Below are 18,709 nucleotides of genomic sequence, written 5' to 3'. Positions count from 1 at the left end.
ATAAAATAATCTCAAATATCTATTTTTTGAACCAATATCATAATCCAAATCAACATGAGCTCATCTTATTAATTACAGCGTGAATGTATTTGGTGTTAGATATGTAATTAACTGATGCATTATATCTGTCTTATACTCGCTTATTCCTTCGCTACCCATTCTATTGATTTAAATATCAGGTGGATAAAAGCAGTGCTCCAGTGCTCGACTTTGTTTTCCTGACAATCTTCTGTGTTTATAGAGTAGTTACACCATAATCTCTGATGAATTGATGACATTCGAGGTTTAAGCTTGTCTGCATATGAAACATTATTACGAGTGATCCCTCGTGAGTGATTGAGGTGGAGAGAATTTATGAAGAAAGTACGATTAACATCATTACTTGGAATAGCAGCCTTGTTTAGTGTCGCGGCGTTAGCTGGGTGTAGTCAGAAATCAGAGGTACCGACTCAACCACAAGAGAATGCGAACCCTATCTGCAGTACTAAAAACCTGACGGGTGGTTGGTCGCAAAGTGAGATTACACCAGAAGCTAAGCAAGCTTTAAACGCAGTTCTTGGTCAAATGAACACTTCAGCTGAGCTCAAGCAGATCCTGAGTGTGCGAACTCAGGTTGTCGCGGGTTTGAATTACGCTATTGAGTTTGAAATGGATAATGGTGAAGTGTGGAACACCATCGTTTACCGTTCTCTACAAGGTGACATCGAAATGACGCAACCTGCACAGAAAGGTCTTCTGTGCTCATAATCTAGATGCGTCTGTATCTTGTGAGATAGGCTGATAGCAAATAAAAATGGCTCCGTATTGGGAGCCATTTTTGTTTTTAAGAAGACTGATTCACTGAACGATTTCAGTCGGCCAGCTCGGGCTCGGCTAACTCCTGAACACAAGCTCGGCTGATGTCTTCATCAATGTAGGCCATACCGAGTTTATTGAGGTAGTCCATGCGATCGGCAGTGCGAAGCTCGATGTCGGGGCCTGCAATGTTGTTGGCTTGATAAATTTCAGTGAGATGAGACATGAATTGCTCGCCCACACTCATCATCAATAGACTCATTGCGCCTACGTCCGGTCTTACTTTGGTGCGTTGCTTTTCAGATAGGTTTACCGCTAGTACGATAGGTTGTTCTTCACCTTCGAATCGAACGCCTCGCTCACGAACGGTTTGTTGAGCCCAGTAGTACGCCAGTTCTTTACTCTGAGTGAGAAACACTGGCTCAACCGATTCGGTATAGTTGTTGCCGATGGTTGCCATAGTTTTTGAAGCTGCTTCGTTGAGCGCTTTGTCTCCAGAACGTTTTAAACCTTGGCCTTGAATCGAAGCCAATAAAGCTGAAGATGTGCCGTGATACCAAGTATCACCCGTCGCGAAACCATTCTCTGATAACAGCGTTTTTGCATCTTGTAGGTGTGTAGGTATTGAAGTCATAGGCACTCTCAAAAAATAAGAATCTGAACAAATACGTATACAGTTAGCTTAAACAGAAGTTGTTCGGTTAACCGTGGTGTGGAACACAAATCTGAGGCTTTGAGATAAAGCTGGCAGTACAAGCTTTATCTCAAAGCCTTCCCCCGGATCTTACCTAAGTAAGAGAGAAGGACGGGGGAGGCTTTAGCGTTAGCGGTTAATCAAATTGATTAGACGTATTCGCTTCACCCGCGGCTTTTAGTGCATTCTCACCCGCGAAGTATTCTTTGTGATCATCACCGATGTCTGAACCAGACATGTTTTGGTGTTTAACACAAGCGATGCCTTGGCGTATCTCTTTGCGCTGAACATTTGCAACATAGCCCAGCATGCCTTGGTCACCGAAGTATTCTTTTGCAAGGTTGTCGGTTGACAGCGCTGCAGTGTGGTAAGTCGGTAGAGTAATCAAGTGATGGAAGATACCCGCTTCACGAGATGCATCCGCTTGGAATGTGCGAATCTTGTCATCAGCTCGTTTAGACAATTCAGTTTCGTCATATTCAGCACTCATTAGGCTAGCACGGTCGTAAGCTGAAACATCTTTACCTTCTGCTACCATCGCATCGTATGCTTGTTGGCGGAAGTTTAGCGTCCAGTTGAATGATGGAGAGTTGTTGTAAACCAGCTTCGCATTAGGGTGAACTTCACGTACGCCGTCCATCATCTCTTTGATTTGACCGATGTGTGGCTTCTCAGTCTCAATCCATAGTAGGTCAGCACCCGCGTTGATTGCTTCAATACAGTCGAATACACAACGGTCTTCACCAGTACCTTGGCGGAATTGGTATAAGCCTGAAGGTAGACGCTTAGGTCGAACTAGCTTGCCGTCACGGTTAAAGCAAACGTCGCCTTCTGCCATATCTGCAACATCGATCTCTTCAACATCTAGGTATGAGTTGTAGATATCACCTTGGTCGCCCGGCTCTTTCACTACTGCGATTTCTTTTGTTAGGCCAGCACCTTGAGAATCGGTACGAGCAACAATAACGCCGTTGTCGATGCCTAGTTCAAGGAAAGCGTAACGAAGTGCGCGAAGTTTTGCGTGGAAGTCAGCGTGTGGAACCGTTACTTTGCCGTCTTGGTGACCACATTGCTTCTCATCGGCAACTTGGTTTTCAATTTGTAGACAACATGCGCCTGCTTCAATCATCTGCTTAGCCATTAGGTAGGTCGCTTCTGCGTTACCAAAACCTGCATCGATATCGGCGATGATTGGCACCACGTGTGTTACGTGATTGTCGATTTTGTCTTGGATAAGGTCTTGTTGGTTAACGTCGCCCGCTTCACGTGCAGCGTCTAGCTCACGGAATAAACCACCCAGTTCACGTGCATCAGCTTGGCGCAGGAATGTGTATAGTTCTTCTACTAGGCCTGCAACCGATGTTTTCTCATGCATAGATTGGTCTGGAAGTGGACCAAAGTCTGAGCGAAGTGCTGCAACCATCCAGCCTGATAGGTATAGGTAGCGTCGGTCTGTCTTGCCATCAAAGTGCTTCTTAATAGAAATCAACTTTTGTTGGCCGATAAAACCATGCCAGCAGCCTAAAGACTGAGTGTATTGAGAACTGTCTTTATCGTAAGCCTCCATATCCGCACGCATGATATCTGCCGTGTATTGCGCGATATCTAGACCTGTTTTGAATTTGTTTTGAGCTCGCATACGAGCAGCAGATTCAGCATTGATTGCATCCCATGGAGCACCTGCAGCGCTTTTTGCAACTTCTATCATTTCGATATCTTGTGTAATTTGCGACATAACTATTCCTTAGTTTCACGTGGGGTATGGTTGCCAAATTGGCTTGGATTAAAACTTTGCTATGGACAAAGAATAACCACTCATGTGATAATTTTGTTAATTTATAGTTATTATATTCGGTATTTTTCTTATGAATATTGCTCGTATAGACCTTAATTTGCTTGTGTATTTAGACATGTTGCTACGTGAAAGAAACGTTACACGAGCAGCAAATCAATTGGGTATTACTCAACCAGCCATGAGTAATGGCCTTCGCCGATTGCGTGATCTGTTTGAAGACCCGCTATTAGTGAGAACAAGTGAAGGGATGATACCGACCGAACGCGCGCACAAGTTGCAGCCACTGATTCGAAACATCTTGGCGAATGTAGAGAAGACACTGCAGCCGACCACAGAGTTTAATGCAGAAGACAGTGAACGCGTGTTTCGTATCATGGCGAGTGACTATGCAGAGTCGACCATTATTCAGCCGCTATTAAAAAAACTGAGCGAGATAGCACCGAAAATACGACTGGATATAATGACGCCAAGTGATGTGAGCTATCAGGATGTAGAGCAAGGTACCGTTGATATAATTATCAACCGATTTGACGATATTCCTCAGTCGTTTCACCAGATGAGCCTTTGGCACGACGGGTTTTCTTGTCTATTTAGTTGTGACAACCCGATAGCCGACAATTTCGATATTTTGTCTTATTTAAAGGCGCAACATATTTGGGTAAGTAAGACTGGTATGGGAACGGGAGTGGGAATAAACCCAAGTGAAGCACAAAAGCTTGGTTGGATAGATGAGGCATTAATGCGCATCGGTAAAACCCGTAACATCACGGTGTTTACTCGACACTACTTGTCGGCGATTCTCTTCGCACAACAGAAGAACCTGATCCTGACTATTCCTACCAAAGCCGCTCAACTGCAGCGCAATAACCCTAGATTGTTGATCAAGCCTGCGCCATTTGCGATTGAACCCTTTGAGGTGAAGATGGCGTGGAGTCCATTGTTACAAACCAATCCAGACCACCAGTGGATGCGTCGTTTGATTAAAAGTGTCGCTAACGAAATCGAGAGTGGAGTAACGGAATAACACAGTTTTTAGGGTATTTTTTATATGAATATCCAATATAACCGGCATAAATTAGCTAAATTCATGTCCGTTAAGTAAGTTTAAGTCAGTAAAGTAAATTTGAGCTAGTCACGAAAATTTATTGAGTAGCCATAAATTAGTTTGAGAGAGATTTTATGAGCAGTCGTATTCAACAGGGAAGCTTGAACATTGATAGCACCCTCTACCAATTAATTAATGAGCAGGTGATTCCTGGAACAGGCATTGTCGCTGAAGACTTTTGGCAATCATTTGCAACCATCCTTGAAGATTTGGCTCCAAAAAATCGCGCATTGCTTATCAAGCGTGAAGATCTTCAACATCAAATTGACGTTTGGCACCAAGAGCGTGCTGGGCAAACGCTCGATCCTGTGGAGTACAAACAGTTCTTACAGCAGATCGGTTATTTGGTTCCTGAAGGCGATGACTTTCAAGTGACGACAGCGAGCGTAGAGCCTGAGATCGCAACACAAGCAGGGCCGCAGCTTGTGGTGCCAATCATGAACGCACGTTTTGCACTTAACGCAGCCAATGCGCGTTGGGGCAGCCTATATGATGCGCTCTACGGAACGGACGTGATCAGTGAAAGTGATGGCGCGGAAAAGGGCGGAAGCTTTAACCCTGCTCGTGGCGCTAAAGTAGTGACTTATGCTCGTGAGTTCCTTGATGATGCAGCGCCATTAAACGGTGTCTCTCATAAAGACGTGACCAAATACAGCATCAGTAACGCTAGCATCGGCAATAAGCTCATAGCGACACTCGATAACGGCGAAGAAGTCACTCTCATTGATAGCGACCAGTTCATTGGCTATCAAGGTGACGCAAGTTCCCCTTCGTGCATTCTTCTTAAACACAATAATCTGCACATCGAAATTCAAATTGACCCGAGCGCACCGATTGGTAGCGTCGATGTGGCGGGAATTAAAGATGTATTAGTCGAAGCCGCTCTAACAACCATTATGGATTGCGAAGACTCGGTTGCTGCAGTTGATGGTGAAGACAAAGCATTGGCTTACCGTAACTGGTTAGGCTTGATGAAAGGTGATCTACAAGAATCACTAGAGAAAAACGGCAAAACCATTGTTCGTAACCTTAACCCAGATCGCCAATACACCAGCGTGACGGGTGGTGAGATTTCACTAAAAGGCCGCAGCATGTTGTTCATCCGTAATGTCGGCCACCTGATGACCAACCCTGCGATTATTGATGCCGAAGGCAATGAAGTGCCTGAAGGCATTATGGATGGCATGATCACTTCGCTAATCGCGATGCATGATTTAAAAGGCAACAGTGCTTACCAAAACTCGACCGCGAACAGCATCAATATTGTAAAACCTAAGATGCATGGTCCTGAAGAAGTCGCGTTCACCAATGAGCTGTTTGGTCGCATTGAAGATGCATTAGGGCTAGATCGATTCACGATCAAAGTTGGCATCATGGACGAAGAGCGTCGTACTTCGGTTAACCTTAAAGAATGTATTCGAGCGGCTAAAGATCGTGTTGTGTTCATCAACACAGGTTTCTTAGACCGAACGGGTGATGAGATTCACACCAGTATGGAAGCGGGACCATTCGCTCCTAAAACACAGCTGAAAACCATGACTTGGATTGGCGCATACGAAGATCAAAACGTTGATCTTGGCTTAGCTTGTGGCCTGCAAGGTAAAGCCCAGATTGGTAAAGGTATGTGGCCAGAGCCAGACAACATGGCGAAGATGATGGATGCGAAAATCGGACATCCACAAGCGGGTGCTAATACTGCTTGGGTTCCTTCTCCAACCGCCGCGACTTTGCACGCGCTGCACTATCACAAGGTGAGTGTACTAAGCCGTCAGAAAGAGCTTCGTGAGCGAGTGAGAGCCAATGTTGATGATATTCTTACTATCCCGCTACTGGGCAACCAAAAGCTGACTGCGCAAGATATTCAAAGTGAACTGGATAACAACACACAAGGTATTCTGGGGTACGTGGTTCGTTGGATTGATCAAGGCGTTGGTTGTTCGAAGGTACCTGATATTAACGATGTCGGCTTGATGGAAGACCGAGCGACGCTGCGTATTTCAAGCCAGCACATTGCAAACTGGTTACGTCACGGCATTTGCGAGGAAGCTCAGGTAATGAAAACCATGAAGCGTATGGCCGCAGTGGTGGATGAGCAAAACGCTGGCGACCCGAGTTACCGTAACATGGCGCCTGATTTTGAAAACAGCATTGCATTTTCAGCGGCGTGTCAGTTGGTATTCGAAGGCTGTGCTCAGCCGAGCGGTTACACCGAGCCAGTACTGCACGCGATGCGTCTAAAACTGAAAGCACAGGAATAGCGAAGCAACCGAATAACAAAAATAGAGAATGTAAAATACTAAAAAAAGAAACCCCCTTTAACCGAGCCCAAGGTGCCGCGCTTTTATAGCGCGGCTTTTTTTTGATTCATTTTTGTGAAGGGAAAGGTGGAAAGTGGGTCAGGTTAGTGATCACTAAGACTTAATTATTTCCGAGCCCTAATCACTGCCAGAACTTAGTTACTACCAACCTTATTTTCCGCCAAAGCAAAGATACTTAATGTCCATGTACTCATCGATGCCTTCTTTCGCACCTTCACGGCCAATACCTGATTGTTTCACGCCACCGAAAGGCGCGACTTCGGTTGAGATCAGGCCATCATTAATACCCACCATACCGTACTCAAGTGCCTCTGCGATGTTCCATACTCGATGAATGTTCTGACTGTAGAAGTACGACGCTAATCCATAAATGGTATCGTTGGCCATCTCGATAAGCTCTTCGTCCGTGTCGAATTTCATCACAGGCGCGACTGGGCCAAAGATCTCTTGTTGAACGATGTCCATGCTGTGTTTTACATCTTTAAGAACAACAGGCTGAATGAAAAGCCCATTAAGCTCCTGAGTTGGCGTCACAGGCGCAGCACCTTGTTCAATCGCTCGGTTTATCAAAGCTTGAATGTTGTTCTTCGCATTCAGGCTGACAACAGGGCCAATCGTGACACCCTCATCTAAACCGTTCCCAATCTTAAGCTGTTGAACCGCTTGATCGAATTTAGCCACAAACTCATCGTACACTTTACTGTGAACGTAGAATCGGTTCGCACAGACACATGTTTGACCTGCATTACGGAACTTCGACGCCATTGCGCCTTGAACGGCCGCGTCGATGTCAGCATCGTCAAACACAATAAAAGGTGCATTGCCACCAAGCTCCATAGAGGTGCGTTTGATGCCTTTTGCAGCTTGAGCCATCAAAATGCTGCCCACACGGGTCGACCCAGTGAAAGAGATTTTTTTGATCAACGGATGCGAAGTGAATAGGTTGCCCACTTGTTCAGGGCTTTCACCAAGAACGACTTGAAGTAGATCCTTAGGGATACCCGCTTGATAAGCCAGTTCAACCACAGCAAACGCAGAAAGCGGTGTCTCATCCGAAGGTTTCACGACAAAGCTACAACCCGCAGCTAAGGCAGGAGCCGCTTTACGAGTGATCATTGCAATCGGGAAGTTCCATGGCGTAATCGCACATGCGACACCAATAGGCTGCTTGATGGTCACCAAGCGTTTGCCAGCGACTGTGCTAGGAATGGAATCACCATAAGTGCGCTTTGCTTCTTCTGCAAACCACTCAATGAAGCTCGCGCCATACACCACTTCGCCTGTCGCTTCGGCTAACGGCTTACCCTGTTCCATTGTCATGATTCGAGCAAGGTCATCTTTGTTTTCAAGGATCAGCTGGTGCCAGCGATGAAGCAGTGCAGCACGAGATTTAGCAGGAATTTTTGCCCACTCTTTCTGTGCTAAATGAGCTCGTTCAATCGCGCTCGCTAACTCTGTTTTTGATGATACCGGTGCGTGCCCGATGAGTTCACCCGTTGCTGGATTGGTCACGGCAACCGCGTTATTCGCTTCTGTCAGCATAAAAGAGAGTAAGCGCTGGTTATTAATTTCTAGCATGTGATTCCTTCTTGATGATTACTTTAGACGTGTTGCTTATTTGTGGGCAGTGAGAGTTAGAGTGACTTCGACCAGGTGTTCGTTGCTCGAAGCTTGTGGTTACGACTCAATAATACAGTTTTTTGTTTTCAAGATGAAAACACCTCCCGTTTTTCCTGAAATGATGACCATAGCGTTGCGTGTTGACTGTGATTTAGTCGGGCATTACACAAATTCAAACAACACGTAAACGCGTTTCTACGGAACCCTCAACCCAGTTAAATAAAGGGCTGGGGGCTCGAAATACCGGTTTGTGTAAAAAAGCGATTTAGTAAAATTCACAGTGTGTAATTTTTGTTGTGAAATTGTTTCAAAAATACAAGTAGTATGAAAAACATGGAAACCACACAGTAAAGAACAATTTTGAAAAGGGTCTATTGGGATGTTTGACCTAAATGAAATTTAAAGCCGTACGAGGGATAGACAATGAATATGCTGACACTAGACAAAACAGAACTTCACAGAAACCATTCAACATTTATTGCTGAAGCTGTCTTTGCCGTCGAGATGGTGAAAGCAGACAAGCAACTCGAAAAACAAAAAATGGCGAAACAGCTGCTTGATACTCTATTTCCTCTAGAGACTGGTTCACATGAAGATGTAGTGAGCTACGAGATTGATTACCGACATGTTCAGGTTTATTTCAAAAACGGTGAACACACCGGCCTGAAACGCGCTAAGCATTTTGTAGCTTACACCGGTGACAAGTCTAAGCCTTCAGCAATCCTATTCCGCGATGAAAGCGGTACACACGTTGAAGTGACAATCGGCGCTCGTAAAGGCACAGGCCGTCTGGAGTTAGTTGATATTCAAGATATCCAATTAGAGACGTGCACCACGTTTGGCCAAACTGAGGCTAGCCGTTCTTCAGGTATTCGTCACTGGGTGAGCTTAGTAAAAGGTGATGAAAGCGGCCGCCCAAATGCATCAAGTGAAGACAAAGAGTTCACGGCGAAGAATGGCGAAGACTACAACCTAGGTTTTTGCTTCGCGATCTAATGTGCTGTCTTTGAAATGTGAAGTGCTGCTCTGCTAATCGCAGCACTGACATCCTAACACTGATTTCTCTTTTACCTTTGGTAATTTCCCCGCCCCTATAGCGGGGCTTTTTTGTTAGAGCTATAAATAAATTGGGTGGTTAGTAAAATTATCTGTAGAAACTTTGAATGATATTTTACGGTGCGTTATTTTAATTTAATGCGCTGTATTTAAAGGTTTTTATTTGTTTGTTTTATTCTGTTTTTATTGTTTTAACTATCATGATTGACGGTGCTTTGGGTGACTATTGAGCAAAAACTCAGTCAAAATGCTTCGTGCTGTGCTATTATGCGCGTCCTGGGATTGAGCCAGTAAGTCCATTTATCACCTTGCTCGGTGGTTTTTATCACGTTTTATTTTTGTGAAATGGCGAGCCAATCAAGTAGTAGTTGGATATGGAGAGCGTCCTTATATTCGTTGATTCGGATATGCGAACATCATAATTTATGAGTTTTAAATCAAAAAAATACAGTATTGATTCTACTGACTATCAAGTTGGTCAAGACAACGTCAGTAAATGGGGCATGGATGTCCATAACACAGTCTTCGTAGCCTCAGTAGGCTTATCTCTTCTCTTCATCATCACTCTTCTTGCTCTTCCTCCTGCAGATGCTAAAGCTGCTATTGATTCTATCAAGGGTGCTGTTTTATCAAAGTTTGACTTCCTCTTTATGTGGGGAGCCAACATCATGCTAGCGTTTGCCGTTGTTCTCGCGTTTTCACCTTTGGGTAAAATTCGTCTAGGTGGCGAAGACGCGACGGCGGATTACTCCATGTCATCTTGGATAGCAATGCTATTCGCAGCGGGTATGGGTATAGGACTTATTTTTTGGGGTGTTGCAGAGCCAACCGCGTTCTTCACGAACTGGTTCGGAACGCCACTCGGTGCAGAACCTTTTACAGAAGCAGGCCGTGAATTGGCTCTCGGTGCGACACTGTTCCACTGGGGTTTTCATGCATGGGCTATCTATGGCATGACGGCGCTTTGTCTAGCGTACTTTGTTTACAACAAAGGCTTACCGCTATCAATGCGTTCTGTGTTTTACCCAATACTGGGTGAACGAGTTTGGGGTAAAACAGGTGATGTGATCGACGTACTAACGGTACTGGTTACTCTGTTTGGCCTTGCGACTTCATTAGGCCTAGGTGGTACGCAGGCAGCAAGTGGTATTAGCCACGTGTTTGGCTTGGAAAACAACATCTACCTTCAGCAATCTATTATCGTTTTGATTATGGGCTTGGCGATCATCTCTGTTATGCGTGGCATGGACGGTGGTGTTAAGTTCCTAAGTAACCTGAACATGGTTATTGCGTTCGTATTCCTTGGTCTTATCGCTGTTCTGAACTTCACAACCGTGCTTGATTCTGTGGCAACAGCGGTGACGGGTTATGTGAATAACATCGTAGCGTTGAGCCAAAGCTCTGGTCGTGAAGACACAACATGGCTGCATGGCTGGACTGTGTTCTACTGGGCATGGTGGGTTGCGTATGCACCATTCTTCGGTATGTTCGTAGCGCGTATTTCTAAAGGCCGTACGGTTCGTGAGTTTTTACTTTGCGTACTGATTATCCCAACATTGGTAACGTCGGCTTGGATGGCTATCTTCGGTGGCGTGGCTATCGAGCAAGTGATTAATCATGTAGGGCAACTTGGTCTCGACCAAGGCATCACAGACGTGTCTCTAAGCTTGTTCTACATGCTAGACGCTTACTCGTTCGGTAGTATTCTGTCAGTTCTCGCAGTCGCACTGATCATTGTGTTCTTCGTTACAACGCTAGACTCAGGCTCTATCGTTATCGATGGCATGACAGCGGGTGGTAAGCTTGAAGTTCCAGTGAAGCAAAAAGTGGTTTGGGCGGTTATCTCAGGCGCTATTGCAATGGTGATGTTGTGGATTGGTGGTACTCAATCTATCCAAGCTCTGCAATCGATCACGATCATTGCTGCACTACCGTTTACGATCATTCTTCTGATTGGTTGTTTCAGCTTGTTGAAAGGTCTACTGACTGAAGTAGATAAAGGACAAGAAAACGTTAGCGAAACCGCTAAATAAAGCTATTAAGTATGGGGAGTAGATAGTTCGTTAGTTACTCCTTACTAAGTATTATTTCAAAGCTCTCTTGTACTGTGTGCAAGGGAGCTTTTTTATGCCCAAGAAGAAATCAAAGACAAGCAGATAAGACAAAAAAAGAGCCACAAGTGAATCGTCACTTGTGGCTCTTTTTAGTTTTAGGGAGCAGCTTTAGGAGACTAGCTATTAGGAGACTAGTTATTAGGGAACTCGCTATTCGGTGCTTGGTGCGAGGTCTTAAGTAGTCGCTTAAGCGTTTAATTCGTGTTGAATTACGTAATCCAAAGCACCGACTACAGCAGCAACTTGAGCGTCATTACACTCTTCGTCTGTCACTTTGTCGCTGTCCGGGTAAACCTCAGTGGTTGTGCCGTACTTACAATCAGTCACACCACCACACAAGCCTAGCTTCTTCATAGGGTAGTTGATCACGCCATGTTGTGTAACTTCAGAACCAATGATCTTGCCGTCTGCATCTGCTGGTGCAATGTGGGTTACTTTTTTGACTGAAGCAATTACCGCTGCTTGGAATTCAGGTTGTGGATTTTCAGTATCACCAACCGTGTAGAAACCGTCTGGGATCATGCCTTCGATGTACTCAATGCCATCACGAGCAGCAAGTGCCGGGCGGAATTCTGTTTCGTCGGAATCTGTCGTTTCATGTAGATCAACGTGAACCAACACTTCTGGTAAAGAAGCGACTAACGCACGTAGGTTCGCTGACTCTTCTGCTGGCGTACCGTCGTAGAAAGAGCGGTTTGGATCGACAGCATTTGGGTTCCAACGGTTGATGACTTCGTAACCCCAAGGGCTCACACAAGGTGCAACAACAATGTTGAAATGCGCTGCATATTGTTCTGCTTGAGTTGCGGCGAACTTGATCGCGCCATGCACACCACTGGTTTCGTAACCGTGAACACCACCTGTTACAAGGATCGTCGGTTTTGATGCATCCCAGTTTTTGCTTTTGATTGCAAAAAGCGGGAAGCGAGCTTCATCGTAGCTCAATGCGCCGTATTGCTCGATGTCAAAGCGGTCTGCCAATGCTTGGATTTTTGGCACGACTTCTTGCTGGTATTCACGCTTAACGGTTCTTTGAGCGAACCATGCTTGACGTTCTGCTTCTTGCCACTTTTGTCCTGGCTTACCAATTGGGTAGGTAGATTCACTTTTCATCTATACTTTTTCTTTTATGTTCGTGAAAGATTAAGACAGATTATTCCTGTCTAACAGAGACAGCAATAGAAAACACAACTTGTGACTTTATTTTTTACAGACTCATAACTTTGATGAGTGAATTGATGATGTTACATTTCATCGATGGTTCAATCCTTTAAAAAGAGACAATAAAATGGCTGGAGCAAGTTTATTAACACTGCTAGATGACATTGCAACCGTGTTGGATGATGTCGCACTGATGTCTAAGGTGGCAGCTAAAAAAACCGCAGGCGTATTGGGTGACGATTTAGCCCTTAACGCTCAGCAGGTATCCGGTGTTTCTGCTGAAAGAGAAATCCCAGTGGTATGGGCGGTCGCCAAAGGCTCATTTAAAAACAAGCTGATTTTGGTTCCGGCAGCACTATTGATCAGTGCATTCATTCCTTGGTTGATCATGCCACTACTGGTGATTGGTGGTCTGTTTCTTTGTTTTGAAGGGGCAGAGAAAATCTTAGAAAAGCTTTTTCCTCATGCTCATCAACACGAAGAGAAAGATGAGGAAAGCAGCTCGGGTGAATCTGTTGAAGAGTATGAGAAGAGAAAGGTAGCAGGCGCGATTCGGACTGACTTTATCTTATCTGCGGAAATCATTGTAATTGCGCTGGGTACCGTAACGGGTACAAGTATCGTGACTCAGATTCTTGTGGTGAGTTTGATAGCGGTTGTGATGACGATTGGTGTTTATGGCTTAGTGGCAGGGATCGTTAAGCTGGATGATTTAGGTTTCTATCTCCAACGCACATCAAATGGGAGTGCCATTAAAACCCGATTGGGTAATGGGTTAGTCGCATTTGCACCAAAGCTAATGAAGATGCTTGCGGTTGTCGGCACGGCTGCGATGTTCTTGGTTGGCGGCGGTATTGTGGTACACAACGTTCCAGCAATTCATCACTTAATTGAACCGATTATTATGGACTTCAGTGGACATACGATTGCGACTGCGGTGGTACCAACGCTATTAAATGGTGTGATTGGGGTTTTATCTGGATTGATTGTCGTTGCTATTTGGACTGCTATCGGAAAAATTCGCGGTAAGTAATCGTTAAATTACTGCTGGGAATAAGACAGTCTTTCATCGAAACAAAAAAGGGTCACCATAATTACTATGGTGACCCTTTTCGCTAAATGGAGGGTGTTTATTTAACAGCCCAAGTGCTTATTTTACAGACCAAGCAATCGCCTCGCCGCCACGGATTGGCACAACGATGTCTGAACCGAAAGGCATCGTTTCAGCAACATTCCACTCTTCTTTAACGAGCGTAATTGTATCTGAGTTACGTGGCATGCCGTAGAAGTCTGGGCCATTGTGGCTCGCGAATGCTTCTAGGTTCTCAATCTTGCCTTCTAAATCGAATACTTCAGCGTACAGTTCAACCGCAGCGTGCGCTGTGTAAGAACCTGCACAACCACATGCTGACTCTTTTGCACCTTTAGCGTGTGGTGCAGAGTCTGTACCCAAGAAGAACTTCTTGCTACCGCTTGTTGCTGCTTCAATAAGTGCTAACTGGTGTGTGTTGCGCTTAAGGATAGGTAGGCAGTAGAAATGTGGCTTAATGCCGCCAACCAACATGTGGTTGCGGTTATAAAGCAAGTGGTGAGCAGTAATGGTTGCCGCTACGTTGTCGTTCGCGTTCTTTACGAAATTCGCAGCATCTGCTGTTGTGATGTGCTCCAGAACGATTTTTAGGTTAGGGAAGTCGTTAACAATCGGTGCTAGAACCGTGTCTAGGAACTCTTTTTCACGGTCAAAGATATCAACATCGTGAGCCGTTACTTCACCGTGTACCAGCAGCAACATACCCACTTCTTGCATCGCTTCTAGTACGTGGTAAATCTTTTGAGCTGACGTTACGCCTGAATCCGAGTTAGTCGTCGCGCCTGCTGGATAAAGCTTTGCAGCCACTACTGCACCAGACTCTTTCGCTTTGCGAATTTCGTCAGGAGTGGTGTTGTCTGTCAGGTAGAGTGCCATTAGAGGCTGGAATTGCTCGCTTGGCTGCTCTGCCATGATGCGTTCACGGTAAGCTAAAGCCATTTCGGTATCGGTTACCGGTGGGATGGTGTTTGGCATGATTAACGCTCGACCATTGTAGCGGCTGATATCGCGCACTGTATCTTTTAATACTTCGCCATCGCGTAGATGAACGTGCCAGTCGTCAGGACGAGTAATCGTAAGTTGTGTCATTGAAGGCTCCCACCATTTGAAGTGTTATGTAGTTGGAGCCTAAACTCAGCGAAATCTGTGAAAGCAATCGCTTACGTTTAGGCGACAGGATGATAGTGGAAAAGTACTTTCATTTCATCCTATTTTTAACTCTTCATGGCTAGGAGCTTGTTTTTATGGATATTTTATTCGGTATCTATTTGTTAATAAGGGTTAGCGGGTGGCTACCCACAGACCATGGATCATTCCTGGAACCCAGAAGAAGAAAGTAAGAATGATATTAATCACCAAATCTTTCCCGGCGCCGCGAGCGAAGAACACGCCAACAGGCGGAAGCAGTACACATAAGATGATAATGACGAGTTTGTTCATGATAAATCCTTTTTATTCAATGAAAGTTCAATGCGGTAAACGTGTTCATATTATAGAACGTCTCGAGAGTGTTACTGCATTGCTGCCTTAATGTATCAAGATAGAAAGCTAAACATCTCAAGATACTAGCCTAGTATCAAGTGTTTAATGCCTGCCAGTTCGACTAAAGTTAGATTGGATGTAATAGTGAGGTTTGAGTTGAAATTGTTTAAATTGAAACATAAATAGTGTGCAGTCTAGCGTTAAACTAGTTACGAATAACTAGTTTAACGCTAGCGTCTTAGGATTATTCGGTATCAACCCAAAGCTCTAATCCATTTAGGTAGCTGTCTCCTGTGGCCCTAAAGCCTGTTAACTGCTCATCTGCGGTTAGAGTATATTCATCGCTATAGTGACCTGAGTAAGATTTGTTACCACAGGTTAACAGTAAGCCACCAGATTTATTATATAGAAAGAGTCGAGACATATCGTTTCCAGACCCAAACTCTGTGGGTCCCCAGAGAGCTCTAACTCTACCTATGTCAGCAACGTTTATTGTATGTTTGGCTCCGCCAGTGCCTCCAATATGAGCACCTCCTACCTGCGAGATAGAATCTACAATAAACCCACAGCCAAACGTCACTTGAGCATTGATACGAGTATCAAATAGATAATCATTACCAATGTCATCACCAAGGAATTTAATTGGATACCCTGGAGGTGTTTCATCGACGCAAGCAGTAAATCGAACACTCGAATTGACATCATTTGTACTAACAACTCTATCTGCCATGTTTACGGAACGATGATAGCTAGTTCCACTTGTTCCTTGGTCACTAGCCCAGTAGTTAACGTCAATTGGCCAGTTGTGATTAGTAAACAAACGGCCACTAGTATTGCCATCATCATATAGGCTTTGAAGTTCCGTCGCCGTTGGCAATCGTGCTCCTTTAGCTTGGCACAAGTAATTAGCAGTGTGCCAATCGTGAGAAGCCGTGGTGATACCATTTAAAGCGGTAGTACCGTTACCAACTTGAGGTGTGGCGATGATTTCAGCATCTCTAGCATCTGCGTACATCAACGGTGGTAGGTAGATATTCACTGAGACGATTGGCTCATATGGGTCACCGACGTAACCTTGCAAAATTCCTGTGGCATAGCCCCCTTTTCCATCAGACACAACATAGGACACAGATGTTTCTCCAGGTTGGGTACTAGTGAAATCAAACTCAGTATCATTGAAAAGATTACCATCGTTGTTGGCATCGTTTGGAATTAAGATGGTTGCACCAAAGCTGTAAATGTCAACAAGATGAAGAGTATCACCGTCAGGGTCACTTATAAGATCCGCAACATTGAACCTTAATTGTTTACCATAAGTAATTTTAGCTACCTCGTCACCAGAGTCTGGATCTATATAACTGATTTTCCTGCGAGATTCTGCTGTTGGTGCACTGTTTGTGTCTGTTGAGACCGCGATATCAATACTACCAGCTAACACACTTGAACCATCACTATAGCTATATAGGATGCGTTCTACGCCGCTTGGTATGCCATCTCCTGGGGTGTAATCAATCGTATTAGTTGATGTGTTTGCAATAGCAGTTGAATTTGTCGCATCACCATTAGGCAATGTAACCGTGGTTGCTAATGCATATGTGCTTGTGTCTAGAGAGTACCCCGCGTTCCCAAGCTCTTTAGCGATATCTATTTGTACAGATGTGAAAGAGGAGGTTAGTCCTGAAATCGGTGTAAGTTGCTCAGTTGACTCACCGACAGCCGCACGAACTGTCGCTTCAGCAAAACCATCTCCTGATGTTGCTGAAGTAGCGCTAATACGCGCCTCTCCATAGTTACTATGGGAGCTCATAGCGATGTCAGAAGGTAGCGTAGCGCCAACTCGATAGCGGTAGTCGCACACTTTTGCACTTTGAGCGCTAATGCTGAAGCCATTGGCATTTTGGGATACAACATTACAATCATAGCTATTATTCAAAGACGTAACTGTCGTTAATGTAACTGACGAATCATCAGATGACTCCATATTATTCGACAAATCAACAAAAAAGGTATTTGTGGGAGTGCTTTGACGAATTACATCCTGAGCATAGTAAAGGGTATCTCCTGATGTTGGAGATTCGGGTTTGGAGTTAGTAGTCGCTTCGTCGCTAGATGCACCACACCCAAACAGCGCCAATGATATCGCTACTGACAGGGATAATTTATGAAAAGGTGCGTATGTACTTATTCTCATCATGTATTTAATACTCATTAGTGAATGTTATGGGAATTAAGCAAAGAGAGCACAGCCCATTATTTATTTGCGTATTCTAACAAGGCTAAATCACTTTAAATTAGCACGAGCTAGTATCTGGCACTGGTGAGTGCCTAGTTGACAGCTGGCGCTATTAGCAATGATATAAGTTAAAACTCAAACTGTTATACGTCTCTAGTATTTATATTGAAGTGGGGGTTGTTCATGTGAATAACTACTTTTATAAGATAAGACCGAAGGTGGGATCTAATACCAGTTACTAAATTAGCGAATGAGTAACCTAAGGAATTAAATGCCTAGGTTATTTTTTAGGTGAATGGTTTTCTTGCTCAAATATCCACTAGGCATATCGGAAGGTCACTTTTCTTTACTTGCTAACCAAAACGTTTATTCATTGCATATCATACACCCGAAGTTAGCAAGGGGCTAACTAATCATATTATGAATATATCGAAGGAAATAAAAGTGAAAAAACTAACACTTATTACACTGCTATCTGCAATTACATCTGTTCCAGCTTTTTCTGCACCTGGCGATACCTCTACTGGTTCTGCAGTATTCAGCGGCTTTGTTCCTGGTTTTGTAACCAACGGTGACATCCTTGTTACTGGTGCGGGCGGTAGTGAAGACTCTGCTTCTTTTGTTGGTACGTTACAGGTGAACGCTGACGGTACGTTCGAAACAACTAAACCTGTTGTTTTGGAAGCGCATGACTACACGGGGGCTGTGCTTGGGGCTTTAACTCCAGCTAACTGGACGGTATCACAAGTAAATGTGCTTCCAGCTTTAATGGGTGAAGTACAGCCTAACATTGTCGTCGGCGATAACCTTTCAGCGACGGAACTTACTGCAGCTGAATACTTAGCTTCAACTCAACTTTCAACAGGCGATACGATTCAACTGTATGTTGCTAACGATACAGCACACTCAACTCCAGATGATATTGCTGGTACAGAAGTTATCGTTAACGTTGATATGATTGCAACTTTGCCATAAGAAAAAATCTCATTATTTGATAGGCACTTAATTAAGTGCCTTGTTTTTTGAGGCTGATGAAAATGAATATCTATATAAATTATTTCTTTCTATTATTGCTTGTTATTTTTAGTTTCAATAGCTTTGGCTATGAAAGCTATTCATTTCCAGTAAATACACAAATAAATAGAGCGAATTTGTATGACTATTCTATAAATGTAGATTTATCTGATGAGTTTATTGCACTGAAGTATGATAGTGAGAACGAAACCCCCGATTTCAGATAATAACT

The 18,709-nt window shown here is 44.2% G+C and carries 14 protein-coding genes; 7 read left to right on the top strand and 7 right to left on the bottom strand.

The window, feature by feature from the left end:
• The first annotated feature begins 354 nt into the window (after positions 1 to 354).
• A complete protein-coding gene (locus AB4209_RS21205; RefSeq protein ID WP_372057262.1) occupies positions 355 to 747 on the top strand; it encodes a cystatin domain-containing protein in 393 nt (130 codons plus the stop codon).
• Between the two features lie 103 nt (positions 748 to 850).
• Here the strand turns inward: AB4209_RS21205 and AB4209_RS21200 are convergent, their stop codons facing one another.
• Positions 851 to 1,429 carry a hypothetical protein gene (locus AB4209_RS21200; protein WP_017059982.1) on the bottom strand — a complete coding sequence of 193 codons (579 nt, stop codon included), beginning with the start codon at positions 1,427 to 1,429 and terminating at the stop codon, positions 851 to 853.
• A gap of 196 nt (positions 1,430 to 1,625) precedes the next feature.
• Positions 1,626 to 3,224: an isocitrate lyase gene (locus AB4209_RS21195; protein ID WP_017059981.1), complete on the bottom strand. Its 1,599-nt coding sequence runs from the start codon at positions 3,222 to 3,224 to the stop codon at positions 1,626 to 1,628.
• 130 nt (positions 3,225 to 3,354) lie between these two features.
• Here AB4209_RS21195 and AB4209_RS21190 point away from each other — a divergent pair, with 130 nt between their 5' ends.
• Both AB4209_RS21190 and AB4209_RS21185 read left to right on the top strand, forming a co-directional pair.
• Positions 3,355 to 4,308, top strand: a complete 954-nt coding sequence (locus AB4209_RS21190; protein WP_009845781.1) for a LysR family transcriptional regulator — start codon at positions 3,355 to 3,357, stop codon at positions 4,306 to 4,308.
• 155 nt (positions 4,309 to 4,463) lie between these two features.
• On the top strand, positions 4,464 to 6,647 hold the full coding sequence (locus tag AB4209_RS21185; RefSeq protein WP_372057260.1) for a malate synthase G: 2,184 nt from the start codon (positions 4,464 to 4,466) through the stop codon (positions 6,645 to 6,647).
• A 210-nt stretch (positions 6,648 to 6,857) separates the two neighbouring features.
• On the opposite strand, the gene AB4209_RS21180 is transcribed toward AB4209_RS21185, so the two are convergent.
• Entirely contained in the window at positions 6,858 to 8,285 is a 1,428-nt protein-coding gene (locus AB4209_RS21180) for an NAD-dependent succinate-semialdehyde dehydrogenase (protein WP_372057258.1), read from the bottom strand.
• Positions 8,286 to 8,750: 465 nt separating this feature from the next.
• Here AB4209_RS21180 and AB4209_RS21175 point away from each other — a divergent pair, with 465 nt between their 5' ends.
• On the top strand, positions 8,751 to 9,323 hold the full coding sequence (locus tag AB4209_RS21175; RefSeq protein ID WP_017064292.1) for a malate synthase: 573 nt from the start codon (positions 8,751 to 8,753) through the stop codon (positions 9,321 to 9,323).
• Between the two features lie 485 nt (positions 9,324 to 9,808).
• The gene (locus AB4209_RS21170; protein ID WP_017091709.1) at positions 9,809 to 11,416 is read left to right on the top strand and encodes a BCCT family transporter; all 1,608 of its coding nucleotides are present in this window, start codon (positions 9,809 to 9,811) and stop codon (positions 11,414 to 11,416) included.
• Positions 11,417 to 11,683: 267 nt separating this feature from the next.
• On the opposite strand, the gene AB4209_RS21165 is transcribed toward AB4209_RS21170, so the two are convergent.
• Complete coding sequence (locus AB4209_RS21165; protein ID WP_372057255.1) at positions 11,684 to 12,610, bottom strand: M14 family metallocarboxypeptidase; 927 nt, start codon at positions 12,608 to 12,610, stop codon at positions 11,684 to 11,686.
• Positions 12,611 to 12,785: 175 nt separating this feature from the next.
• Between AB4209_RS21165 and AB4209_RS21160 the strand changes: the two genes are divergently transcribed.
• A complete protein-coding gene (locus AB4209_RS21160; RefSeq protein WP_017064295.1) occupies positions 12,786 to 13,691 on the top strand; it encodes a DUF808 domain-containing protein in 906 nt (301 codons plus the stop codon).
• Between the two features lie 117 nt (positions 13,692 to 13,808).
• Here the strand turns inward: AB4209_RS21160 and pyrC are convergent, their stop codons facing one another.
• The 3 genes from pyrC to AB4209_RS21145 form a co-directional block, all read right to left on the bottom strand.
• The gene (gene pyrC, locus AB4209_RS21155) at positions 13,809 to 14,837 is read right to left on the bottom strand and encodes a dihydroorotase (protein WP_372057253.1); all 1,029 of its coding nucleotides are present in this window, start codon (positions 14,835 to 14,837) and stop codon (positions 13,809 to 13,811) included.
• Between the two features lie 192 nt (positions 14,838 to 15,029).
• Entirely contained in the window at positions 15,030 to 15,188 is a 159-nt protein-coding gene (locus AB4209_RS21150) for a YqaE/Pmp3 family membrane protein (RefSeq protein ID WP_017059962.1), read from the bottom strand.
• 286 nt (positions 15,189 to 15,474) lie between these two features.
• Entirely contained in the window at positions 15,475 to 17,439 is a 1,965-nt protein-coding gene (locus AB4209_RS21145) for an adhesion domain-containing protein (RefSeq protein ID WP_372057251.1), read from the bottom strand.
• A 468-nt stretch (positions 17,440 to 17,907) separates the two neighbouring features.
• On the opposite strand from AB4209_RS21145, the gene AB4209_RS21140 reads away from it, so the two are divergent.
• Positions 17,908 to 18,438 carry a hypothetical protein gene (locus AB4209_RS21140; protein WP_229647383.1) on the top strand — a complete coding sequence of 177 codons (531 nt, stop codon included), beginning with the start codon at positions 17,908 to 17,910 and terminating at the stop codon, positions 18,436 to 18,438.
• The last annotated feature ends 271 nt before the right edge of the window (positions 18,439 to 18,709 follow it).

The sequence above is a fragment of the Vibrio sp. 10N.286.48.C11 genome (assembly GCF_041469805.1).
Classification (GTDB): domain Bacteria; phylum Pseudomonadota; class Gammaproteobacteria; order Enterobacterales; family Vibrionaceae; genus Vibrio; species Vibrio crassostreae_C.
Note: the sequence above shows the minus strand (reverse complement) of the source record. Positions and strands in the feature narration are given on the sequence as shown.